General features: G+C 30.9%; 24 protein-coding genes. 21 read left to right on the forward strand and 3 right to left on the reverse strand.

Annotated features, from left to right (window positions below):
* Positions 1 to 12: 12 nt before the first annotated feature.
* Positions 13 to 744, forward strand: a complete 732-nt coding sequence (locus RBU61_RS01625) for a nucleoside phosphorylase (protein WP_308877729.1) — start codon at positions 13 to 15, stop codon at positions 742 to 744.
* A gap of 143 nt (positions 745 to 887) precedes the next feature.
* Positions 888 to 1,889, forward strand: coding sequence for a questin oxidase family protein (locus RBU61_RS01630; RefSeq protein ID WP_308877731.1), 1,002 nt, complete (start codon positions 888 to 890; stop codon positions 1,887 to 1,889).
* Between the two features lie 47 nt (positions 1,890 to 1,936).
* Here the strand turns inward: RBU61_RS01630 and tyrS are convergent, their stop codons facing one another.
* Together tyrS and RBU61_RS01640 are read right to left on the reverse strand one after the other, a co-directional pair.
* Positions 1,937 to 3,160 carry a tyrosine--tRNA ligase gene (gene tyrS, locus RBU61_RS01635; protein ID WP_308877733.1) on the reverse strand — a complete coding sequence of 408 codons (1,224 nt, stop codon included), beginning with the start codon at positions 3,158 to 3,160 and terminating at the stop codon, positions 1,937 to 1,939.
* Positions 3,161 to 3,727: 567 nt separating this feature from the next.
* Positions 3,728 to 4,105: a class II SORL domain-containing protein gene (locus RBU61_RS01640; RefSeq protein WP_308877735.1), complete on the reverse strand. Its 378-nt coding sequence runs from the start codon at positions 4,103 to 4,105 to the stop codon at positions 3,728 to 3,730.
* Positions 4,106 to 4,243: 138 nt separating this feature from the next.
* Here RBU61_RS01640 and RBU61_RS01645 point away from each other — a divergent pair, with 138 nt between their 5' ends.
* The 6 genes from RBU61_RS01645 (at position 4,244) to RBU61_RS01670 (ending at position 10,189) form a co-directional block, all read left to right on the forward strand.
* Positions 4,244 to 5,377: a class I SAM-dependent RNA methyltransferase gene (locus RBU61_RS01645; RefSeq protein WP_308877737.1), complete on the forward strand. Its 1,134-nt coding sequence runs from the start codon at positions 4,244 to 4,246 to the stop codon at positions 5,375 to 5,377.
* A gap of 116 nt (positions 5,378 to 5,493) precedes the next feature.
* Complete coding sequence (locus RBU61_RS01650) at positions 5,494 to 6,021, forward strand: cob(I)yrinic acid a,c-diamide adenosyltransferase (RefSeq protein WP_308877739.1); 528 nt, start codon at positions 5,494 to 5,496, stop codon at positions 6,019 to 6,021.
* 129 nt (positions 6,022 to 6,150) lie between these two features.
* Entirely contained in the window at positions 6,151 to 7,275 is a 1,125-nt protein-coding gene (locus tag RBU61_RS01655; protein ID WP_308877740.1) for a SpoIIE family protein phosphatase, read from the forward strand.
* 154 nt (positions 7,276 to 7,429) lie between these two features.
* A complete protein-coding gene (locus RBU61_RS01660; RefSeq protein ID WP_308877742.1) occupies positions 7,430 to 8,209 on the forward strand; it encodes a short-chain-enoyl-CoA hydratase in 780 nt (259 codons plus the stop codon).
* Positions 8,210 to 8,223: 14 nt separating this feature from the next.
* Complete coding sequence (locus RBU61_RS01665) at positions 8,224 to 9,072, forward strand: 3-hydroxybutyryl-CoA dehydrogenase (protein WP_308877744.1); 849 nt, start codon at positions 8,224 to 8,226, stop codon at positions 9,070 to 9,072.
* 130 nt (positions 9,073 to 9,202) lie between these two features.
* Entirely contained in the window at positions 9,203 to 10,189 is a 987-nt protein-coding gene (locus RBU61_RS01670) for an LCP family protein (protein ID WP_308877746.1), read from the forward strand.
* A gap of 46 nt (positions 10,190 to 10,235) precedes the next feature.
* Here the strand turns inward: RBU61_RS01670 and murC are convergent, their stop codons facing one another.
* A complete protein-coding gene (murC, locus tag RBU61_RS01675) occupies positions 10,236 to 11,639 on the reverse strand; it encodes a UDP-N-acetylmuramate--L-alanine ligase (RefSeq protein WP_308877748.1) in 1,404 nt (467 codons plus the stop codon).
* Between the two features lie 283 nt (positions 11,640 to 11,922).
* On the opposite strand from murC, the gene spoVG reads away from it, so the two are divergent.
* From spoVG to yabQ, 13 genes are all read left to right on the forward strand, one after another.
* Positions 11,923 to 12,186, forward strand: a complete 264-nt coding sequence (gene spoVG / locus RBU61_RS01680) for a septation regulator SpoVG (RefSeq protein ID WP_154439470.1) — start codon at positions 11,923 to 11,925, stop codon at positions 12,184 to 12,186.
* 128 nt (positions 12,187 to 12,314) lie between these two features.
* Positions 12,315 to 13,700 carry a bifunctional UDP-N-acetylglucosamine diphosphorylase/glucosamine-1-phosphate N-acetyltransferase GlmU gene (glmU, locus tag RBU61_RS01685; protein WP_308877753.1) on the forward strand — a complete coding sequence of 462 codons (1,386 nt, stop codon included), beginning with the start codon at positions 12,315 to 12,317 and terminating at the stop codon, positions 13,698 to 13,700.
* A gap of 68 nt (positions 13,701 to 13,768) precedes the next feature.
* Positions 13,769 to 14,716 (forward strand): ribose-phosphate pyrophosphokinase, encoded by a 948-nt coding sequence (locus tag RBU61_RS01690; protein ID WP_308877755.1) that lies wholly within the window; start codon positions 13,769 to 13,771, stop codon positions 14,714 to 14,716.
* Positions 14,717 to 14,735: 19 nt separating this feature from the next.
* Positions 14,736 to 15,314 carry an aminoacyl-tRNA hydrolase gene (gene pth / locus RBU61_RS01695; protein ID WP_308877758.1) on the forward strand — a complete coding sequence of 193 codons (579 nt, stop codon included), beginning with the start codon at positions 14,736 to 14,738 and terminating at the stop codon, positions 15,312 to 15,314.
* A 36-nt stretch (positions 15,315 to 15,350) separates the two neighbouring features.
* Positions 15,351 to 18,866 carry a transcription-repair coupling factor gene (mfd, locus tag RBU61_RS01700; protein WP_308877759.1) on the forward strand — a complete coding sequence of 1,172 codons (3,516 nt, stop codon included), beginning with the start codon at positions 15,351 to 15,353 and terminating at the stop codon, positions 18,864 to 18,866.
* A gap of 38 nt (positions 18,867 to 18,904) precedes the next feature.
* Entirely contained in the window at positions 18,905 to 19,855 is a 951-nt protein-coding gene (locus tag RBU61_RS01705) for a peptidylprolyl isomerase (protein ID WP_308877761.1), read from the forward strand.
* A gap of 169 nt (positions 19,856 to 20,024) precedes the next feature.
* Positions 20,025 to 20,576: a stage V sporulation protein T gene (spoVT, locus tag RBU61_RS01710; protein ID WP_308877762.1), complete on the forward strand. Its 552-nt coding sequence runs from the start codon at positions 20,025 to 20,027 to the stop codon at positions 20,574 to 20,576.
* Between the two features lie 97 nt (positions 20,577 to 20,673).
* Positions 20,674 to 22,284: a polysaccharide biosynthesis protein gene (locus RBU61_RS01715; protein WP_308877763.1), complete on the forward strand. Its 1,611-nt coding sequence runs from the start codon at positions 20,674 to 20,676 to the stop codon at positions 22,282 to 22,284.
* Positions 22,285 to 22,308: 24 nt separating this feature from the next.
* Positions 22,309 to 23,769 (forward strand): nucleoside triphosphate pyrophosphohydrolase, encoded by a 1,461-nt coding sequence (gene mazG / locus RBU61_RS01720; RefSeq protein WP_308877765.1) that lies wholly within the window; start codon positions 22,309 to 22,311, stop codon positions 23,767 to 23,769.
* 88 nt (positions 23,770 to 23,857) lie between these two features.
* Complete coding sequence (locus tag RBU61_RS01725; protein ID WP_308877767.1) at positions 23,858 to 24,136, forward strand: HU family DNA-binding protein; 279 nt, start codon at positions 23,858 to 23,860, stop codon at positions 24,134 to 24,136.
* A gap of 47 nt (positions 24,137 to 24,183) precedes the next feature.
* Positions 24,184 to 24,426, forward strand: coding sequence for an RNA-binding S4 domain-containing protein (locus RBU61_RS01730; RefSeq protein ID WP_308877769.1), 243 nt, complete (start codon positions 24,184 to 24,186; stop codon positions 24,424 to 24,426).
* Between the two features lie 77 nt (positions 24,427 to 24,503).
* Complete coding sequence (yabP, locus tag RBU61_RS01735) at positions 24,504 to 24,782, forward strand: sporulation protein YabP (protein ID WP_308877771.1); 279 nt, start codon at positions 24,504 to 24,506, stop codon at positions 24,780 to 24,782.
* A 16-nt stretch (positions 24,783 to 24,798) separates the two neighbouring features.
* Positions 24,799 to 25,266 (forward strand): spore cortex biosynthesis protein YabQ, encoded by a 468-nt coding sequence (yabQ, locus tag RBU61_RS01740; RefSeq protein WP_308877772.1) that lies wholly within the window; start codon positions 24,799 to 24,801, stop codon positions 25,264 to 25,266.
* Positions 25,267 to 25,297: the final 31 nt, after the last annotated feature.

The following is a 25,297-nucleotide window of genomic DNA, read 5'->3' on the forward strand; positions in this document are numbered from 1 at the left end:
GAAGGTGATAAAATGAAACAGCCTCATATACTATGTGAACCAAAAGACATCTCTGAATATGTAATACTTCCAGGAGACCCAGGAAGGGTTTTGAGAGTGGGAGCATTATTAGATTCTTATGAAGAAGTAGCATATAATAGAGAGTTTAGAACTATAAAGGGTTATTATAAGGGGGTTCCCATAACAGTCACATCTACAGGAATAGGAGGCCCGTCAGCTTCCATAGCCATAGAAGAATTGATTTCCTGTGGTGCAAAATACCTTATTAGAATAGGTTCAGGTGGTGCAGTTCAATCGAATATCGACATAGGTGATTTAATTGTTTGTTCTGCCGCCACAAGAGAAGAAGGTACTACAAGTATGTATATAACCCCAACATATCCAGCTGTACCAGATATAAAACTTACTAATTTAATTATAGATACTTGTGAAGAACTAAAATACAAATATCATTATGGAATAGTTAGATCCCATGACTCTTTCTATACGGACAATGAAGACAAAATAATGGAGTATTGGAATAGTAAAAATATATTGGCTTCAGATATGGAAACTTCATCCTTGTTCGTAATTGGACAGCTTAGAGGAGTAAAAACAGCTAGTATACTAAACAATGTTGTAAAATATGACTCAGGATTAAAAGAAAGTATAGGGGACTATGTAATGGAAGGCATAGGATCTGTAGAAGGTGAAAAGAGACAAATTATTTTGGCGTTAGAAACCTTTGCAAAGTTAAATAAATAGCAAAAAGCATATAAACCCAAGGATTTATAGAATTAATAAATCCTTGGGTTTAATGTTATTAAATTAACTTAATAAAGTAGGGATTATAATAAAAAAAGCTGGGTATTACAATACTACTGGAGTATATTAAAGGGGGATTATATATGATTGTAGGAAATTTGATTAATGAGTATGGAAACAAACATTCACCTTATCTAAAGGGGTTGGTAAATCATTTACCAATGGCTCAATTAGCATTATATAAAATGAGTCAAGATTTAGAAAAGGTAAAGGATTTTACCGAAACTTATGTAAAATGTGTAGATATTGATCCAGTAAAAACAGACTATATAAAAATTAACTCCATAGAAGAATGCCTTGGGAAACGAGAATTATATGAATCATGTTTAGATATCATAAGAAAAGAAATTAAGGAAAAAAACATAGATGAAATTATAAGATATGTACTTAATACTTATCCATTTGGTATGTCATCTGGGCTTTTTCATACATCCATTAGATTAGCTTATGGAGTTGAAGGCTTCAAAATGGAGGAGGAATTAAGTGAAGAGGTGGCTAGAGCCTTGGCATATTATATTACAGCTTATAGAAAGGCAGATATATTCGAAAGAAAAATTAATCCTACAGATATTTTGCAAGAATTAGATAGATTGATAAATAATGAAAAGATAAAAGAAATACTACAATCTAAAACCACAATGGGCCAAAAAATTAAAGCTTTATATGAAAGTGAAGATTATATGAAATTAGGATTTTTAATAGATGGAGATGAAGATGAGAAGATAAATACATTACTTCAAATTCTACTGCCAACTTATATTAATTCAGGTAGTATAGTTATACTACATTGCATAACAGGACTTCATGCATTATTAGTATTAAAGGAATACTATAATGATTTTGATACTGCACTAGATATTATGACTACTTGTGTTATTACACATTTATTAACTAATGAAAATCTAATGTTTACTACTGAAAAAGATAGAATAATAGACTTCTCATGGAACTATATATTGAGCATGTGTGTAGAATCAACAGACGTTCATACTTTGAAGTTTGCCTACAGCTGTAGAGAACTCTATAAAAGAAATAAAATGATTGAATTAAAAAAAGCAGCTAAAAAAAGACTTATAAGATATTAACAAATAACTCCGATTTTTGAAGTCTGACTTCAAAAATCGGAGTTATTTTAAATTCTCACTTGATGATATACTTTTTTACCTTTTTTAATCATTATTTTTCCATCCTTGAAATCCTCTAGTGTAATTTGTTTATCTATAGATTCAACTTTTACCTCATCAATAGATATGCCACCTTGCTCTACTAGTCTTCTTCCTTCACCATTAGATTTAGTAAGACCTATTTCTTTTAATAAGTCAAGAATACCTATACCTTTTTCAAAGGTAGATTTATTCATTTCTGTAAATGGTATAGAACCTTCATCTATACCGCCTGAGAATAGTGCTCTAGCTGCTTGTTGTGCTTTATTAGCTTCTTCTTCTCCATGGATTAATTTAGTTACTTCAAAGGCTAATATTTCCTTAGCAGTATTGATTTCTGATCCTTCTAATGCACTAAGTCTTCTTACTTCATCCATAGGAATAAATGTAAGCATTCTTAAACATTTATTTACATCTGCATCTTCAACATTTCTCCAATATTGGTAGAATTCATAAGGAGATGTTTTTTCTGGATCTAGCCATACAGCACCCTTAGCAGTTTTACCCATTTTATCCCCTTCACTATTTGTAAGAAGTGTACAGGTCATCGCATATACTTGTTTACTAGACTTTCTTCTTACTAAATCCATACCAGCAATCATATTTGACCATTGGTCATCTCCACCTAATTGCATTTTACAGTTATGTTTTTCATTTAATACATGGAAGTCATACCCTTGCATTAACATATAGTTGAACTCTAAGAAGGACAATCCTTTTTCAAGTCTTTGTTTGAAACACTCAGCAGTTAACATTCTATTTACAGAGAAATGTGCTCCTACTTCTCTTAAAAAATCAACATAATTTAAATCAAGTAGCCAATCAGCATTATTTTCTAAAATTGCTTTGCCATCACTAAAATCTATTAATCTTTCTAATTGTTTTTTTATACAACTTACATTATATGCTATATCTTCTTTAGTAAGCATATTTCTCATATCAGTTCTGCCTGATGGGTCTCCAACCATTGCAGTACCGCCACCAACTAAAGCAATAGGTCTGTGACCTGCTCTTTGCATATGAGCCATAAACATCATGGCTATAAAGTGACCTACGTGGAGACTATCAGCTGTAGGGTCAAATCCTATATAAAATGTTACACTTTCTTTACCTAATAGTTCTCTTATTTCTTCTTCATGGGTAGTTTGTTTTATATATCCCCTATCCATTAGAATGTCAAATACATTCTCCATTTTATCCCTCCTGTTTTCTAAATGCCGCAGTTTCGCAACTCAAATCTATTTACTCGCTACGCTCATATAGATTTGGTGCTCATTGTGTTTGACCTACTAAAGCTCACTATCGTTCGCTAAGTTAGGTCATTTGCCGCAGTCTCGAAACTCAAATCTATTTACTCGTTACACTCGTATAGATTTGGTTCTCGTTGCGTTTGACCTACATCAGCTCGTTACACTCGCTGTGTTAGGTCATAAAAAACGGGCCTCATCTCATCTAAAGGACGAGAGGAAACCCGTGGTACCACCTTAATTCGCATAAAGCCTCAGCCACGTAACGTGTGGGAAACGCAATAAAATATTGAAACTCCAGAGTTGTAATTCGTTAATTGAAGGATGTAGATTTCTCACCAATAATCTACTCTCTGTGGATTCACCTTTAATTAGCTACTGAACACCTTCATAGTCTATATATAGTTATATTTATATTATATTAATACAATATGGAGATGTTGTCAAGGATAAAAGAAAAAAAGCCTAGAAAATTTCCAGGCTTTTGATTACAAGTTAAAAATCATATAGATATTATGCTTCGACTTTAAGCTCTACGCTATTTTCCCATAGTCCATGGATATTACAATAGGACTCTGCGTATATTGTACCACATTTTGAAGGCTTAAATCTAAGTGATACATTTGGTTCAGTAAATAATTCACTTTCACCATGAGATGTAAAATTACAGGATCCAATTTCTATTGGAAATTTGTGTCCTTCTGGTTGATAATAGACTTTGATCCATGATATGTAATGCTCAAATGTATTTGGATGTGCTATTTCTTCTCCAACCATAACTTTAATATCTACTAAATCCCCAAGCTTAACTTTTTCAGGAGCATGAATTACTGGTACGTGTTTTTCACCTTTCCAATCTCCACTTTGATATAAACTGCCTATACTCTTCATATAAAATCCCTCCACAATTATTATTTCTAACCTGTTACTATATATACCCAAGTATTAAAAAAAATAATCAATATTATGTAGGTAAATCTTTTATATTTAGAGTATAATAGAGTTAGAGATTCTTGAAGGAGAGATGAAATGGGAAATATTGAATTAATAGCTACTGCTACCTTTGGTTTAGAAGCAGTAGTAAAAAGAGAATTAATGAATTTAGGATATAATGATTTAGTGGTAGAAAACGGTAAAGTAATATTTACTGGAACAGAAAAAGATATACCAAAGACTAATTTATGGTTAAGAACGGCAGATAGAGTTCTTTTAAAGATGGGAGAGTTTAAGGCTTTAACCTTTGATGAATTATTTGAAAAAACAAAGGCACTGCCATGGGATCAATGGATCACGGAAGATGCAAACTTTGTAGTAAATGGAAAGAGTATAGACTCAAAGTTATTTAGTATATCAGATTGTCAGAGAATAGTAGAAAAAGCAGTGATAGAAAAGCTAAAGACTAAATATAATGTAGAGTGGTTCGAGAAATCAGGAGCTAAATATACTATTGAAGTGTCACTTCTCAAAGATGTAGCAACTTTAACTATAGATACATCAGGAGAAGGACTTCATAAAAGAGGATATAGAGATAGACAAGGAGATGCCCCTATAAAAGAGACATTGGCTGCAGCTATGATACTTTTAAGCTATTGGAATAAGGATAGAGTTCTATTGGACCCATTCTGTGGTTCAGGAACTATACCGATTGAGGCGGCCATGATAGGGAGAAACATGGCTCCTGGTCTTGATAGAAATTTTGCGGCAGAAGGGTGGCCGAAGGTAAAGGAAGAATACTGGAAGGAAGCGAGGAAGGAAGCTTTTCAAGTAATAGACAATGATACTAAGCTGCATATCCTTGGTTGTGATATAGATAGAAAGGCTATTCTTCGTGCTAGAGATAATGCTGCAAATCTAGGACTAGAAGATGATATTGCATTTTTTATTAAAGACTTTAGAGATGCAGAACTAAAAAATGAATATGGGGTAGTTATAACTAACCCACCTTATGGTGAAAGATTAAGTGAGAAAAGAGAAGTAGAAAGACTGCATAAAGACTTAGGAATTAAGTTTAAGGAGTTAGACACCTGGTCATTATATGTAATTACTTCTGAGGAAGAGTTTGAAAAACAGTATGGCAAAAAAGCAAATAAGAAGAGAAAGCTATATAACGGAAGGATAAAAGTAGATTACTATCAATACTATGGACCAAGACCAGAAAAATAGTAAAGAGTGGATAGCTTTGAATAAAGCTTAAGGTAATGTAAACTATAGGGTGAAAAACTAGTTTTTTAAATTTACTCTAAATAAAATTGGATTTAATAAAAAACGGAGGTGTAGATATGAAGATTTATACTAAGACTGGAGATAAAGGTACTACAGGGCTTTTTGATAACAAAAGAGTATCAAAGGATGATATAAGAGTGGAAAGTTATGGTACTATTGATGAATTAGGGTCTTTTATGGGATTGGCGAAGAACTATGTAGATGATAAGGAAATGTATGGGCTAATTCAAGAGATTCAAAATAAGCTATTCACCGTTGCCACAAATCTAGCAACAGAAGATAGTACAAAGGTGAAATATCATATATCGGAAAAAGATATAGATGACTTGGAAAAGATAATCGATTTATATATGGGAAAGTTAAATAATCCAACTAATTTTATAGTGCCAGGCTCAGGAAAAAAATCGGCATATCTTCATGTCTCTAGAACTATATGTAGAAGAGCAGAGAGAAGGATTATTACTTTGTCAAACTATGCAGAGGTGGACCCTTTGGTTTTAAAATATGTAAATAGACTTTCAGACTGTCTATATGCAATGGCTAGATACTCCGAAGAAAAAGAAATCAATGTTAAATATACTTAAAGATTATGGGAGGTCTATAGGGATAAAGTAATAAATTTAAAAAAGAGTAGAAATTATTATGTAAATAGTATAGAATGAAAAAAAAGAGTAGTTTTTATAATACAAATAAATATTATATAGGTGATAAGCATGCTAAGAAAAGAAGAGTTGAGTCCTGTAGAAAAGAAGATAGAAGAATATGGTATGCTAAACTATCATGTATTAGAAGGTATGGCAGACTGGGTCCGAGTAGTAGATAATGATGGAACTATTATATATGCCAATAGAACAATGAAAGAATCTTTAGGAGATAATATTATTGGCATGAAATGTTATAGAAGTCATTGTAAGACCACTCCTTGCACTTTCTGTATTACAAAAAGAAGTATAAATACTGGTGAAACTGTACAAAAAGAAGAACAAATTAATGGAAGATATTTTTCAGTGAAATCATCTCCTGTTACTAATTCAGATGGAGAAGTCTTTGCGGCAGTAGAAGTATTTAGAGATGTGACAAGGGAAAGAAAATTAGAGTTAGAGTTAATCGATAAAAATAAAAAGATGAGTAAGGATCTTGGTTTTGCTAAAAGAATCCAAGAGAAAATCCTGCCTAATAAAGAGGCATTAGGAAATATTTTTATTAACTATATATATAAGCCTTCAGAGATGTTAAGTGGTGATATGTTTGATGTATTTCATATTGATGATGAAAATATAGGGATATATATATCGGACGTATCTGGCCATGGTATTGCAGCAGCTATGATGACTATGTTTATTAGGCAAACTATGAGATCTATAAAGGATGATCATTTAGACCCATCAGCTACATTGTCTGAATTATATAAGAGATTTAGCGCTTTAAATTTAGAAGTAGATAAATATTTTACCATGTTTTATGGTGTTTTTAATAAGAGTACCTATGAATTTAAATATGCAAATGCAGGGCATAATTGCATACCGATTAAATACAACAATGATGGTATGGAAATGTTAGAAGTAAAAGGATATCCTATGGTTTTACTATTTGATGAAATTATATATGATGAAGAAACTATTCAATTAAAAAAAGGTGATAAAATATTATTTTATACAGATGGGATAACTGAAGCCAAGGATAAGGCTGGACGAGAATTTGGTACAGAAAGTGTAATTAATATGATTAAAAATCATAAAGACGATATTTTAAATGAAATAAATAATAAGATTATAACCTATAGCTGGGGAGAACAACAAGATGATTTCGCCCTAGTACTTATGGAAGTAATCGAATAAATAGACTGAATAGCTAATATTCAGTCTATTGTTATTTAAGGCTACCTTAATAAAATTAGTAATGGTATAATATACATAATATGTAGTTGATTTACAAAAAAAGGTTTGATATAATATTAACAATTAAACTATTGATTGACTAGGGGGGATTTTTTTGAATTGGGATAATTTATTGTTTAGGAAAGAGAAAAATATTGGAGTTTTATCAATTAATAGACCAAGTGCATTGAATGCCTTAAACGGAGCAGTATTGGAAGAATTAAATGAGGCAATTGATATGATTAATAATGATGACGATATTCATATCCTTATATTGACTGGAGAAGGAAGGGCTTTTGTAGCTGGGGCAGATATAGGAGAAATGAAAGATATGAACTCAATAGAAGCTAGAGGATTTGCAGAAAAAGGATTATCCATATTTAGGCGAATAGAATTAATGGAAAAACCAGTAATTGCTGCAATAAATGGTTTTGCCTTAGGTGGTGGATGTGAACTTGCTATGTGCTGTGACATAAGAATAGCTTCGGAAAAAGCCAAGTTTGGACAACCAGAAGTTGGGCTAGGTATTATTCCAGGATTTGCTGGAACTCAAAGGTTAGCTAGATTAGTAGGATTAGGTAGAGCAAAGGAACTTATATTTACTTGCGATATAATTGATGCAGAGGAAGCTCATAGAATTGGATTAGTCAATAAAGTAGTATCAGCAGAAGAACTGATGAATTTAGCCATGGAAATGGCAAATAAAATCGTATCTAAGGGACAGTTAGCCGTAAGATATGCTAAAGCTTCAATAAATAGAGGAATAGAAACAGATTTAGATACTGGAATGGTCATAGAAAAAGATTTATTTGGTTTATGTTTTTCAACAGAAGACCAAAAAGAAGGAATGAAGGCTTTTTTAGAAAAACGTATACCTAATTATAAATTAAAATAATTTGGAGGTGCCTTATGAAAAAAGTAGGTATTTTAGGTAGGGGAACTATGGCTTGTGGTATTGTACAAATTTTTGCTCAGAAAGATTATAATGTTACTATGTGGGTTAGATCTATTGATGAAGAAAACCCAAGGGGAAGTATTAAATCTATAGAGAAGGGATTAAATAGACTGGTAGAAAAGGAAAAAATTACAAAAGAAAGTATGGATAATACATTAAACAATATCTCCATAACTACTTCCTATGAGGATTTAAAGGATTGTGATTTAGTCATTGAGGCTATATCTGAAGATATGGAGCTTAAAAAAGAGATATTTGCAAAACTAGATGTATTATGTAAAGAAGAAGCAATTCTTGCTACAAATACATCATCATTATCTATTACTGAAATTGCAAAATCTACCAATAGACCAGAGAAAATTATAGGAATGCATTTTTTTAATCCAGTTCCGATGATGAAATTAGTCGAAGTTATAAAAGGAATCGCTACTTCTGAAGAAACAAAAAATAAAATTATAGAATTATCTAAAGAACTAGGAAAGACTCCAGTAGAAGTAGAAGAAGCACCAGGCTTTGTAGTAAATAGAATACTGATTCCTATGATAAATGAAGCAGTAGGAATCTTAGCAGATGGAGTGGCTTCTGCAGAAGATATAGATGAAGCTATGAAACTAGGTGCAAATCATCCAATGGGACCTTTAGCACTTGCTGATTTAGTAGGTCTAGATGTTTGCTTGGCTATAATGGACGTTTTATATGAGGAATTTGGAGATCCTAAATACAGAGCACATCCATTACTTAGAAAAATGGTTAGAGGTGGCTTATTGGGTAGAAAAACTAAAAAAGGTTTCTTTGAATATTAAAATTTGCAATATAAAAGACTCTTATTTAAATAAGAGTCTTTTATATTGCAAATTTTTAATTAATAATTTAAAAATATTTTTTTTGGTTACAATATACTAGTAAGAATCCACATGAGAAAGGTGGCTTTATATGAGAACTTTTTCAAAGGTTTTTATTCTATCTTTTATATGCTTTTTATTGGCAATATCTATTGGTTCTTATTCTTATGTAAAAGAAAAAGATATTAAACTAGAGACCAATATAGATAGTCCAATAAAAGAGCAGTTTGACTTAAGTAAAAGAATTGTAGAAAAATTAGAAACAAAACCAAAGGAGCCAGAAATCTATTCCACATTAAAAGAAGCCTTGGAAAAAAGCAATAGAATCAATTTTCTAGTAATGGGGCTAGAAGATGTGAGGACAGATACTATTATTTTTGCTTCTTTTTGTCCTGACACTAAAAAAGTTGATTTAGTAAATATACCAAGGGATACTTACATTCATAGAGTGGGATATAATACTGCAGAACAAAGAAAGATAAATAGCATATATGGAGATCATGGTATAGCAGGAGTTAGAAAAACTGCGTCCTATATTTTAGATAATGTGCCAATTCATCATTATGTTATACTTAATTATGAGGGGGTAGAAAAAATAGTTGATGGATTAGGCGGGGTAGAGGTGGATGTACCATTTCATATGAAATATAAAGACCCTACGGGAAAACCTCCTCTAGAGATAAATATCCTCCCAGGAAAACAAATACTAGATGGTAAAAAATCATTGGAATTTTTAAGATTTAGAAAAGGTAATCAAAACAAAGGTGGATATATGGATGGAGATTTAGGGAGAATAAAGGCTCAACAAGAATTTATGAGCTCCTTTATAGGCAAAGCGACGGATAACCTACTTACTGTGATTACAAAGGGATTTAACCACGTTAAAACAGATATAAATTTAGTTGACTCTTTATCCTATGGAAGAAAGGCTATAGGAATGGGAAAAGAAGATTTTGAGATGACAACACTACCTGGAAAACCGGAATTTAGAAAAATAAGTAAAAAAACGTTGTCTTATTTTATTTATGATAAAAAGGAAACTACAAAGCTACTGGAAAAAATATATAACGTAAAATAAACAGGTGAATTCACCTGTTTATTTTATATTACTGAATCTATTTTGATTAAACAGCTTCTTTTTCCTTATTTTGATCTATTATTGAATCACCAATCATATATACATTTCCTGCACCCATAGTCAGGAGAATGTCATTTTCCTTAACATTATCTAATAAATAATTTTCCACTTCATCAAAGGAACCCAAATAAATAGCATCTGAGCCTTTATCCATAATTGCATTTACTAAATCCTTAGAATGAATGAGTCCATTATCTTTTTCCCTAGCTGCATAAATATCTGTAATTATAACTTTATCTGCATCTTTAAATGATTCTGCAAAGCTATCTAATAAAAGTTTTGTTCTAGTAAATGTGTGAGGTTGAAATACACAATATATATTACCTTTGGTAGAATTTTTAATCGCATTTAATGATGCCTTAATTTCTGTTGGATGATGGGCATAATCATCAATTATTTTTGTACCATTAAAATAGCCTTTTAGTTCTAGTCTTCTATGGACTCCAGAATAAAAAGAAATGTTTTTTTGAACTTCCTCTATTGAAATTCCATGCATATGTGCAACGGCAATGCTAGCTAAAGAATTATATACATTGTGAATTCCCATTACATTTAATTGAATATTATATAGCCCTTCTCCTTTAATTCTAAGGGTATAAGAAGGATAGCCTTCTGAAGAAAAGTTAATATTTTCTGCAGTGTAGTGCCAGTCACCATTTAGACCAAAGGTAGTTACCTGTGCCTTTGTTCTTTCTATTACTTTTTTAGAATTTATATCATCTGCATTTATCAATAATCTACTATTACTTGAAAGGTTTTCACCGTACTTAATGAAAGTATCTAGAATATGATCCATATTTTTGAAGTAATCTAAATGATCTGCATCAATATTTAATATAATTGCCATTGTTGGAAAATATTTCAATATATTTCCTTTATATTCACAGGCTTCTGTAAGAATAAATTCCTCAGACCCTAATCTTACATTTCCATTAATTTCATCTAATTCTCCACCTAAAAGGATAGTAGGATTTAATGTTGAGCGATTTAATATAGTTGATAACATGCTAGTAGTGGTAGTTTTACCATGGGTACCAGATACTGCAATGGAATTTTTATAGTTTTGCATTAAAGCACCTAAAAAAGTAGCTCTGTCAACTACAGGTACTCCAAGGCTTAAGGCTTTTATAAGCTCTTCATTATCTTTAGATATTGCATCAGTATATATTATTAAATCTGCACCAACTACATTATCCTCGCTATGATTTATATAGATTTGAGCTCCCATATTTCTAAGTTTCTCAATTATTGGACTATCTTTAGCATCCGAGCCAGTTACAGAATATCCTTCATTTAATAAAATTTCGGCTAGGCCACTCATAGAGATGCCACCTATTCCTATAAAATGAACCTTTGAATATTCTTTATTATTTATGCGAAAATCGAACATAAGCTTTCCTCCTAATTAAAATACTTTATGTATGTATTATTACCATCTTATATATTAATATTATTTTATTCTAATATTATTAAATTGTCACTGATAGATTATATCATAAACCTTAGATATTTAAACAAAAATTTAATAGATTATGTAAAGTATATGATATTTTCATATAAAAAATCAAAAAAATAAAAGTTTTTTCAAAAAAAAGAAGGAGTTTTGAAACTTTTATAGAATATAGAGAATATTCAATAGTTTTATGACTTAAATAAAGGGGGCTAAATACAAAATGAAAATTACAGATGTGAGATTAAGAAAAATAACAGAAGAGGGAAAGATGAAAGCAATAGTATCAGTGACTTTTGATGAAGAGTTTGTAGTTCATGATATCAAAATAATCGAGGGACAAAATGGACTTTTTGTTGCGATGCCAAGCAGAAAGATGGCGGATGGTGAATTTAGAGACATAGCACATCCTATAAATGCTGATACTAGACAAAAAATTCAGGAAGCAATATTTGAAGAATATGAGAAATCATTAGCTACAGTATAAAAAGAGCCATAGGCTCTTTTTTTATACAAAAAAATATAAATTAGATTAAATTTATATTTTTTTGTAGACTTATATTTTAAATGGGTTAAAATAATAATGATAGATAATTAAAATCGAGGTGTAAAAAAATGAATATTTCTATTATAATGGCAGCTGGTGAAGGTACTAGAATGAAATCAAAACTGCCTAAGGTATTACATAAGGTCTGCGGAAAATCTATTTTAGAATATGTAATAAATGCCAGTAAGGGTGCAGATGTTGAAAAAAACATAGTCATAGTAGGTCATGGCGGAGATATGGTCAAGGAATATTTTAAAGAGGAATCTATAATTTTTAAAACACAGCCTATAGGAGAAGACACTCCTTATGGCACTGGCTATGCTGTAATGCAGGCAATAGACCATATAGATGATAATAGTACAGTGGCAATATTATCTGGAGACACACCCCTAATTACAAAAGAAACCATAAGTAAACTTATGGAGTATCATAATAAAAATGGATTTCAGGCTACGATACTTACAACCATATTAGAGGATGCTACGGGATATGGTAGAATAATAAGAGAAGAAAACCAGGAAGTACTAAAAATTGTAGAACATAAAGATGCTACTGAAGAAGAGAAACAGATAAAGGAAATGAATTCAGGGATATATTGCTTCAATGGGAAACTTTTAAAATATGCATTAAGCAAAATTAATAATAATAATGCTCAAAATGAATATTATATTACTGATGTTATAGGCATATTGAAAGACGAAGGATATAAAGTTGGTGCATACATTTCTGAAGATTCTAATGAAATCCATGGAGTTAATTCTAGAGTACAACTTAGCTTTAGTGAAAAGATAATGAAAGATAGAATTAATGAAAATCATATGATTAATGGTGTAACTATAATAGATCCTTCAAATACCTATATTGAAGATACTGTAAAAATAGGCAGAGACACTATTATTTATCCCGGAGTAAGTTTAGAAGGAAATACAGAAATAGGAGAAGACTGTATTATAAGGAATAATTCTAGAATTGTAAATAGTGTAATTGAATCCAATGTGACCATTGAGTCTTCAACTATAGAAGATAGTAAAGTAGGCGAATATACTCAGATAGGTCCTTATGCCCATCTTAGACCAAATAGTAATATTGGTAAAAATATTAAGATAGGTAATTTTGTTGAAGTGAAAAACTCAACTATTAAGGATAATACGAAGGCTGGGCATTTAGCATATATAGGAGATGCAGATGTAGGGCATGATGTAAATATAGGTTGTGGAGTTGTGTTTGTAAACTATAATGGAAGAGAAAAGTTTAGAACCACAGTAGGAGATAATTCTTTTATTGGAAGTAACTCTAATCTAGTAGCTCCTGTACAGGTAGAGGCTTGGGGATATGTAGCAGCAGGATCTACAATAGTAGAAGAAGTTCCTGAAGGAGCATTATCTATAGCAAGGGCAGCACAAGTTAATAAAGAAGGTTGGGTAGAAAAGAAGGGTTATAAGAAAAGCTTCTAATGAAGCATTAAAGAAAACTATTCTGTTCTATATAAAAAAAGATAAATAAACTTAGGAGGAATACGTAAATGGAGTTAACTAGAGGCAGCATGAAGATTTTTTCAGGTAATGCAAATAGAGGTTTGGCAGAGAAAATTTGTAAGGAGCTAGGCATCCCCTTAGGTACCTGCGATGTTAGTCAATTTAGTGATGGCGAAATAAATGTAAATATTGATGAAACTGTAAGAGGAATAGACGTATTTATAGTACAATCAACTTGTTCTCCTGTAAATGATAATCTAATGGAAACATTAATACTTATAGATGCAGTAAAAAGAGCATCAGCAGGCAGAGTAAATGCTGTAATTCCATATTATGGATATGCTAGACAAGATAGAAAGACTAAAGCTAGAGAGCCAATTACAGCAAAATTAGTAGCAAATCTATTTACTACTGCCGGTGCAGATAGAGTAATAAGTATGGATTTACATGCTGCACAAATTCAAGGATACTTTGATATTCCAGTGGACCATCTTTCAGGTGGAACTATATTGGCAGAATATTTCAAAGACTTCATAGAAGAAGAAACAGTTATAGTTTCTCCAGATCTAGGTGGAGTAACTAGGGCAAGAGCTTTTGCTAACCATTTAGATTTACCTATAGCTATTATTGAAAAAAGAAGACCCAAAGCAAATGTTTCCGAAGTAATGAATGTTATAGGAGATATTAATGGAAAAAATGTAATAATAGTAGATGATATTATAGATACAGCAGGAACCATAGCTAAAGCGGCATCAGTTCTTAAAAACTTTGGTGCTAAGAAAGTTTATGGCTGTGCTACCCATGGAGTATTGTCAGGACCAGCAATAGAGAGAATAAGAGACTCAGAATTAGAGAAATTTATTATTACAGATACAATACCTCTGTCAGAAGACAAGAAAATAGATAAAATAGAAATAGTATCTGTTGCTCCATTATTTGCTGAGGCCATAAGAAGAATTCATGATAATGAATCTGTAAGTAAATTATTTGAATAGAATAACAGGAGATGATTCTTTGTTTGTTGTAGTAGGACTTGGTAATCCGGGAAAGGATTATACAAATACAAGGCACAATGTAGGATTTGATACAATAGATTTATTGGCGGAAAGAAATAATATTAATATAAATAAGATTAAATTTAAATCTGTATATGGAGAAGGTAATATAGGAGGTTCTAAGGTTCTACTGGTAAAACCACAAACATATATGAACAATAGTGGAATTACTGTTAGAGAAATATCTAATTTTTATAAGATTGAACCAGAAAACATCATTGTTATAGTAGATGATATTGATATTGATTTCAGTGCAGTTAGAATAAAACGAAAGGGAAGTGCTGGTTCCCATAATGGATTAAAATCCATAATATATCACCTACAAAAAGATAACTTCCCTAGGATAAAAATAGGAATTGGAAAAAAACGAGAGAATCAAGACCTAGCAGATTTTGTATTAAGTAGATTTTCTAAAGACGAAAGAAAGATAATGGAAGAATCTATTTTAACTGGAGCAGAATCAGTAGAGTCTATTATAAAAGATGGTATAGAAGATGCAATGAACAAATTTAATAAGGTAAACAAGGCCCAGGAATAAACCTGGGCTTAAGATGTTTACCTAAGAGGTGAAGAAATGGTGAACTTTTTAATAGATCCCTTAAATAATTTAGACTCATATAATAAATTAAAACTAGATATAGAAAATAAAATTAGTCCTATAGCTACTTATGGTATTATCGATGAAAGCATAGGACATATTGTCTATGCCTTAAAGGAACATACCAAAAAACAGATATTATTAATTACCTATAATGAAGTAAAAAGTAAGAAAATATATGAGGATATAAAGAATTTAGGGAATAACAATGTGGTTTTATTACCAAAAAGAGAACTAGTTTTCTATGAAATAGATGCATTTAGCCACGAAAGAAATAATGAAAGAATAGGAATTGTTTCAAGACTTATGGAGGGAGAAGATTTACTTATCGTTACTTCAATAGAAGCAATACTCCATAAACTCATGTCTAAAGATATATTTAAAGCTTATTCAAAGGATCTAAGAGTTGGAGATGAGGTAGATTTAAATAAGTTAATAGATCTGCTTATACATGGGGGATACGAAAGGGTTAATATGGTAGAAGGTGCAGGACAATTCAGCCTTAGAGGTGGAATTATAGACTTTTTTCCTCCCTATAGTGCAAACCCAATTAGGATTGAATTATTTGATGATGAGATTGATTCCATAAGAACTTTTGATATTATAAATCAAAGATCCTTAGATATAATGGATTATACTTTTATATCACCAGTAAAAGAGACATTAATTTTAGAAGATTATAGAGAGAAGATGATTGAAAGTTTAGATAAGGATTTAAATAATGCATTATCTAGATCAAGGGGCAATAAGATAGAAAAGGAAAATCTAGAAAATAAGTTTAACAGGTATAAAGAGAACTTGAAGGAGAAATTATTTATCTCCAATAGGGAAATGATAATACCTTATATACCCAAGGAAAATCTATCCTCTATAATAGAATATTTAAAAGAAGATGCATTAATTTATATAGACGAACCTAAGAGAATAGAAGAAAGTATAAAATCTATTGAGGAGGATTTTAGGTTAAAGTTTACAGATCTTTATGAAATAGGACAACTTTTACCTTCTCATTCCAATATGTTATACGATTATATAGATGTTTTAGAAGAAATAAAAGAAAAGATATGTGTTACAAATAGTGCGTTATTAAGTGGGAGTAACAGTTTAAATCCAAAATCCATTCACGATTTTTCTATCAAAGGTACCCAGTTTTATCATAATAAAATGGAAATTTTAAAAGAAGATATTAATCACTTTAAATATAGAGGCTACAAAGTCATAATACTTTCTGGAACAGAAGAAAGGGGAAGAAGGCTTCATGAAACTTTAATGGAGATGAATATAGAGTCTAACTTCTTAACAGATAGAAATACAGAGATTAAGTCTTCTCAAGTATTTATTACTCCAGGTAGTATTGGTGGAGGATTTGAATACCCTCTTTTAAAACTTGTAGTAATAAGTGATAAAGAAATATTTGGAGCTGGAAAGAAAAAATCTAAAAGAATAAAAAAGAAGGATAGTAAACAGATTAGTTTTTCTGACTTAAATGTAGGTGACTATGTAGTACATGAAAACCATGGAATTGGACGATATGAAGGTGTAGAGCAGTTAAATATCCAAGGAATTAAAAAGGATTATATGACCATAAGATATAGGGGAGAAGATAAATTATATGTACCTATAGATCAAATGCATTTAATCCAAAAATATATTGGTGCAGATAGTATAAAACCAAAGATAAACAAATTATCTAGTGCAGAATGGGCTAGAACTAAAGAAAAGGCTAGAAAAGCAGTAGAGGATATGGCTCAGGATTTACTTGAACTATATGCAAAGCGAGAAACCTATAAAGGATTTGCATTTTCTGGAGATGGAAATTGGCAAAGGGAGTTTGAAGATTTATTCCCATATGAAGAAACAGAAGGTCAATCGAGAAGTATTTTAGAAATTAAAGAAGATATGGAAAAACCTAGACCTATGGATAGACTTCTTTGTGGAGATGTGGGATATGGGAAAACAGAGGTTGCTTTAAGGGCAGCATTTAAAGCCATAATGGATGGTAAGCAAGTTGCCATTTTAGTTCCTACTACGATTTTAGCACAGCAACATTATAATACCATAGTAGAAAGGTTTGAAGGCTTTCCTATTAAAGTCGATATGCTAAGCAGATTTAGAACTAAGACTCAGCAAAAGCTTGCCATAGATAATATTAGAACTGGTGTCATAGATATAGTAGTAGGAACCCATAGACTACTATCTAAAGATGTTTCCTTCGATGATTTAGGTCTGTTGATTATAGACGAGGAGCAAAGATTTGGCGTAAAACATAAGGAAGCTCTAAAGAAATTCAAAGAAACTATAGATGTACTAACTCTTACAGCTACGCCTATACCTAGGACATTACATATGTCTCTGTCAGGTATTAGAGATATGTCTATCATTGAAGATCCTCCTGAGGAAAGGTATCCTATACAGACATATGTAGTTGAATTTAATGAGCAAATGATTAGAGATGCTATTTTAAAAGAAATTAGCAGAGGTGGGCAGGTATATTTTCTATATAATAGAGTTGAAACCATAGATAAGGTGGCTTCACTTCTAAGGAAATTAGTACCTGAAGCAACTTTTGCCATAGGACATGGGCAAATGTCAGAAAGAGAATTAGAAAAGGTAATGGTGAGCTTTTTAGAAAATGAAGTAGATGTTCTAGTATGTACAACTATTATTGAAACAGGATTAGATATTCCAAATGTAAATACTATAATAATCCATGATGCAGATAAAATGGGACTTTCTCAGTTATATCAGCTAAGAGGAAGAGTAGGAAGATCCAATAGAATTGCCTATGGATATTTTACTTATGAAACCAATAAAGTTTTATCAGAAGTTGCGGAAAAAAGACTTAGAGCTATAAAGGAGTTTACAGAATTTGGTTCAGGGTTTAAAATAGCCATGAGAGACTTAGAAATAAGAGGAGCAGGTAATTTATTGGGAGTAGAACAACATGGACAGATTGAGGCCATAGGATATGACCTATATGTAAAATTTTTAAGTGAAGCCATTAGGAGATTAAAGGGTGAAGAAGTAGAAGAAAGCATAGATACTACAGTAGACATTAAAGTAGATGGATATATTAAGGCAAGATATATAGAAGATGAAGAACAAAAAATAGAAGTATATAAAAAGATTGCTTCAATTGCTAATATGGATGATTATAGAGAATTATTAGATGAATTAATTGATAGGTTTGGAGATTTACCTAAAGAAGTGGAGAACCTAATGGATATTTCTTATATTAGATATTTAGGTAGTAGAAATAATATTAAAAATATGACTCAATTAAATAAAGAAGTTCGATTAGAGTTTAATGATACAGATAAAATATCAGTGGAATTACTCCATTATTTATCTACTGAATATGGAAAAAGGCTATCATTTAACTTATCTCAAGAACCATCTTTCAATTATAAGATAAGATCTAATGTATTAGATGAGTTGAAATCCTTAGTTGAAAAAATTAACGGTTTTAATCATAAGGAAAATAATATATAATGGACATATTAATAAATAGCTAAGAAAGGATGTTATTATTGAAAAGAATAAATTATAGAAAATTCTTAGCCATAGGACTATTGGTGGCAATGATCTTTGCCATAAGTGGATGTACTAAGGGAAAGGAAGGCCTTGTTGCCAAAGTCGATGGTGAAGGTATAACAATTGAGGAATTTGAAAGTGATTTTGAAGTATATAAGAAAATATATGAGCAAAGACTTGGAGAAGGAGCAATGTCAGAAGTAGGAGAAGATGGTAAGACATTAGAGGAAAATCTTAAAAATGAAATAGTTCAGAAACTAATTATGGAAAAATTAGTAGCAAAAGAAGCTACTAAAATGGACATAAGTGTAACAGATGAAGAAATAGAAGAACAAATGTTAAACTATACTACTATGATGGGTGGACAAGAAAAGTTTGATGAATTTTTAGACAATAATAAAATATCAAAGGAGTTTTTCAAAGAAAACCTAAGAAAAGAGATATTATTTAATAAGCATAGAGAAACATTTATGGCCGAAACTAATATAAGTGAAAAAGAGGCACAAAAATACTTTAATGCTAACAAAGATGATTTAGTTGTAATAAAAGCAAGTCATATTTTAGTTAAGACTGAAGAAGAAGGTAAAAAAATCTTAGAGAGATTAAATGCAGGTGAAAAATTTGATGTACTGGCAAAGGATTTATCTATAGATAAGGCTTCAGCAGTAAATGGGGGAGATTTAGGTTATTTTACTAAGGGAAGTATGATATCAGAATTTGAAGAAGTAGCTTTTAATTTAAAGGTTGGAGAAATTAGTGATTTAGTTAAAACTGAAGTAGGTTATCATATAATCTATCTTGAAGATAGAAAAGATACCTTTGAAACTTTAAAGGATGATATAATGAAGTTATTGAAGGAACAGAAATACTTAAAATCTGTTCAAGATTTAAGAAGTAGTGCTAAGGTTAAAGTATATTTAGATTCAAAGGATTCAAAGAAGAAGTAATCAAACTATGTAAAATCAAAGGTCTAACAGTTATGTTAGGCCTATGTTTTTAACAAGAGTTAAAGTATTTAATGTAAACACTTTAACATAAAGTAACAAAGATGCATAAAAAATTCCTTTTAGTTAAATAATAATTCTACTACACAATTATTGTTTAAGGAGGAAAATAATGAAGGCCACAGGAATCGTTAGAAGAATAGATGAACTAGGCAGGGTTGTAATTCCAAAGGAAATTAGAAGGACACTTCGAATTAGAGAAGGTGATCCATTAGAAATATTTACCGATAGAGAAGGGCAAGTAATACTTAAAAAATATTCACCTATAGGAGAATTAAACGAATTTGCTCAAGAGTATTGTGACTCTCTACATGAAAGTACGAACCATACGGCTTTAATTTCAGATAGAGATTATATAATAGCAATATCTGGTGGTTCTAAGAGAGAATACTTAGAAAAAAGAATTAGCCCTGAATTAGAAAAGTTAACGGAAAGTAGAAGCACTTATGCAACTAGTGGTGATAATGATCCAATGAAAATAACATATGAGGATCCTAATTTAGATAAGTATTCTGCTCAAGTTATTGCACCTATAATTATGCAAGGAGATCCAATAGGTTCAGTTATACTTATATCAAAAGAACCAAATGCCGTTATGGGTGAATTAGAAGTAAAGTTAACGGAAACAGCAGCAGGGTTTCTATCTAAGCAAATGGAGAACTAGCAACCTACCCATCTTGGGTAGGTTTTATCTTTTATTTGTATTATTTTACTAAATTAAGTGATATAATATAAAAGATTATGTTATAGGGGGAAAATTAATGGATAAAAATAATAACTTTCTAAAGGGTGCAGCTATTTTAAGTATAGCTGGAATAATAACAAAAATTTTAGGGGCAATATATAGAATACCCTTATCCAATATAATACAATCTGAAGGTATGGGATATTATTCCACAGCATATCCTTTGTACACCCTATTACTTTCTATATCTACGGCAGGCTTTCCTGTAGCAATAGCCAAGCTTGTATCGGAGAAAAGGGCAGTGAAGGATTTTAAAGGTGCAGAGCGAGTTTTTAAAGTTGCACTAATGGGACTTTCCATAGGTGGATTACTTACATCTTTATTCTTATTTTTAACTGCAGATAGTATGGTAGAGAGAATGGGTAATAGTAATGCCTACTATGCTTTAGTTGCATTAGTACCAGCGTTATTTGTTGTACCTATTATGTCTGCCTTTAGAGGATATTTTCAAGGACGTCAGTTGATGACCCCAACTGCATTATCTCAAATAATGGAACAACTTTTTAGAGTAGGGTCAGGGCTGTTACTAACATATCTTTTATTAGATAAAGGAATTCCCATGGCAGCAGGAGGTGCTTCCCTTGGTGGCTCCATAGGTGCTATAATGGCAACCTTAACTATGATTTTCATTTACTTTTATGGTAGAAAAGAAGCTAAAAAAGAATTAGAAAGTAGCATTTATACAGAAGAGTATGGAATAGGAACTATTATAAAAGATCTTCTTATAATAGCAATCCCCATTACATTAGGTTCAGCCATTGTTCCAATAATGGACACCATAGATGTAGCAATTGTATTAAAGAGACTGCAATCCATAGGATATTTAGAATCAGAGGCCAATGCCCTATATGGTAATCTAAAAGGAATGGCTCAAACGGTAATTAACCTACCTCAAGTTTTCTCCTTGGCAATTGCCATGAGTCTAGTGCCAGTTATTTCAGATGCCAATGCAAGAAGGAAAAAGAAAGAAGTAGAAACTATTTCTTCTTCAGGTATTAGAATGACACTATTAATTGGATTACCTTGCGCATTTGGTTTATTTGTATTGGCAAGACCAATAATTGGATTATTATATTATAAAAATGATTTAGAAACCATAACTAATATAGGGAATCTACTGTCAGTTTTATCTTTTGGTGTAATATTTTTAACTTTAGTTCAAATCTTGTCTTCCATACTTCAAGGTTTAGGTAAGCCCATAGTTCCAGCTATAAACTTATTTATAGGAGCCATAGTTAAAGTAATACTTTCATATATTTTAACCGCTATACCAAGTATAAATATTTATGGCGCAGCCATTTCAACTGTGGCAGCCTTTGGTATTGCAGCGATTTTAGATTTAATAAGTGTAATATCTTTAGCTAAGGTGAAGTTAAACTTTAAAGATATATTTGTTAAACCTTTTATTTCATCATTATCAATGGCCATCGCTGCATTTCTCTCTTATTTATTTTTAATGGATATAATAGGAGAAAAGTTAGCTACAATAGTTGCAATATTAGTTGGAGTCGTTGTATATGGAATATTTTTAATTATAACAGGAACTATTACTGAGGAGGACTTTAATTTATTACCTAAAGGAGATAAAATAGGTAAGAAATTAAGTAAATTTAAATTACTTAAATAGTTATGTATACAAAGGAGAAATATTATGGGAAAGATATATATAATAGGATTAGGTCCTGGAAGTATTGATGCTCTTACATTAGGAGCTGTAGATAGAATAAACGCAGGAGATAAAAATTTCTTAAGGACTGAAAATCATCCTACTGTGAAATACTTTGAAAATAAGAATATACCCTATAAGTCTTATGACTTCTTATATGATAAGGGAGAAGAATTTGATGAAGTTTATGAAAAAATAGCTCTAGATTTAATAGAAGAATCTAAAAATCATCCTCAGATAAATTATTTTGTACCTGGAAACCCTTTAGTAGCTGAGAAAACTGTGGAGATTTTAATTAATAAGGATATAGATATAGAAATAATATCTGGTATGAGTTTTATAGAGCCTATGATAGAATTAGTGGGTAGAGACCCAATAAATGGGTTAAAAATCGTAGATGGTGCAGAATTTAATAGCTTAATGGTGGATATAAATTCAGATACTATAATTACTCAAGTATATAATCATAGGATATTATCTGAAATCAAACTTATATTATCTGAAATCTATGGTGATGAATACAAGGTGTATTTAATTCATAGTGCTGGAATAAAAGAAGATGAAAAAAAGTACTTTATACCTATTTATGAATTAGATAGAGTAGAAGAAATAGGACCATTAACTAGTATATATGTTCCAGAAATGGCAAAGATAGATAAGAAAGTATTTGACTTCAACGATTTATTAGGTATAATAAAAATATTGAGATCTGAAAATGGTTGCCCTTGGGATATGGAGCAGACCCATGAAAGTATGCGTCAATGTTTGATTGAAGAAGCCTATGAAGTAGTTGATGCCATTGATAAAAAGGATATGGATGGTCTTATGGAAGAATTAGGTGACTTATTACTTCAAATCATCTTTCATGGAGAAATTGCCTTTGAAGAAGGGGAGTTTAATCTATATGATATAACATCAACCCTTGCTCAGAAATTAATTTATAGACATCCTCATGTTTTTGTAGAAAAAAGTGTGGAAAATAGCCAAGAAGTAGTATATAATTGGAATATGCTAAAGTATGCCAAGAGAGACATTCATAACTTTACTGACAAACTTAGAAACATACCTAAACTACCGGCCTTAATGACCAGTTTTAAAATTCAAGAAAAGGCAGCAGAAGTTGGATTTGATTGGGAAGATATAAAAGGACCCTTAGATAAGGTAATGGAAGAGTATAAGGAAGTAATAGAAGCTATGGAACAATTCGGAGGTGGTGGCGAAAAAACAGAGGAAGAATTAGGAGACCTTATTTTTGCTGTAGTTAATCTTTCAAGATTTTTAAATGTAAATCCAGAAATAGCTTTAAATCGAACTATAAATAAGTTTATTAAAAGATTTGAATTTATAGAAGAAAGATTAAAAGAAGCAGGTAAAAATATTGAAGATGCAAATTTAGATGAAATGGATAGCTTATGGAATGCTGCAAAAATACATAAAATCCATTAAAATGCTAATAATTATATAATATAAAGAATGGTTTTAAATTTGCAAAGAATTATTATTTAAATAATAAAACTACGAGGAGGAATTAATTATGAACAAAGCTGAATTAGTATCAAGTATAGCAGAGAAAAGTAATTTAACTAAAAAGGATGCAGAAAGTGCACTAAATGCATTTATGAAGACAGTAGAAGAAACATTAGCAGGTGGAGATAAAGTTCAACTTGTTGGTTTCGGTACATTTGAAGTAAGAGAAAGAAAAGCTAGAGAAGGTAGAAATCCAAGAAACCCAGAAGAGATAATTAAAATAGCAGCATCTAAAGCTCCAGTATTCAAAGCTGGAAAGGCTTTAAAAGAAATAGTAAATAAATAAATGAAAAAATCAGGTCTTGGACCTGATTTTTTTGTAGGAGTGATTTTATGAGAATTGATAAGTTTTTAAAGAACGCTAGAATAATAAAAAGACGAACTATTGCTAAGGAGGCCTGTGAGCAAGGTAAAGTGTCTATAAATGGTAAGATTGCTAAGCCAGGAGATGAAGTTAAGGTAGGAGATAGGGTTCAGATTAACTTCGGCAATAATCCTATGAATTTAGAAGTATTAGACATATCAGATAATGTAAGAAAAGACAATGCCTTAGGGCTATATAAGAATATAGAATAAAAAAAGACTTTGTAATAAAAGTCTTTTTTTATTCATAAATATTAGTAGATAGACTATATAAGAATAGGAGGAATACAATGACTGAAAATAAAATAAAATTTAAAAATCAAAATATAATGATCGAAGATAGGGAGAGAATGACAGTAACAGGCGTAGAACAGGTGGAGAGTTTTAATGACAATACAATAGTATTGACAACAGTAAAAGGTGGGATGATAATAAAGGGAGAGGGATTAAATATATCTAAGCTTAATCTAGATGATGGTGGTGTAAAAATAGATGGAAGAATCAGTGGAATAAATTATACTGATAAGGATGCAACGACAAAAAATATAATGGGCAAGCTATTTAAATAACCATAAGGAGAAAAACATGGATACTTCATTAATATTAGAAATACATATTTTTCTTACAGTTATTTATGGTGGCTTAATAGTAGGGTTTACTTACGATTTATATAGAACCGTGAGATATTTTTTTAAGCCAAATAAGATTATTACTTATTTAGGGGATTTATTATTTTGGACAGCTATAGCTTACATATTTTTTTATACAATTATAAAGACTAACTTAGGGGAAATAAGGGGATATATTTTATTTGGATTTTTTATAGGAATAATCATATATTATAAATTATTTAGCAAATATATTTATAGTCTGTGTATTAAGTTAGGTGAGATTTTGAGTACTTTTATTAATGGTATTCTTTCATTGACTTTATCCCCTCTTAAATTTTTAAAGAAGAAATCATCACCAATCTTTAAAAAGATAAGAAAAGTTCCATCAGAAATCATTCAGCAAACAAAGAAATATAAAAAAATAATTTCTTCAAAAAAATAGAGGAGTTTTTTAACTTGTGTAGAATAGTATA

Source organism: Tissierella sp. MB52-C2, assembly GCF_030931715.1.
Taxonomy (GTDB): domain Bacteria; phylum Bacillota; class Clostridia; order Tissierellales; family Tissierellaceae; genus Tissierella.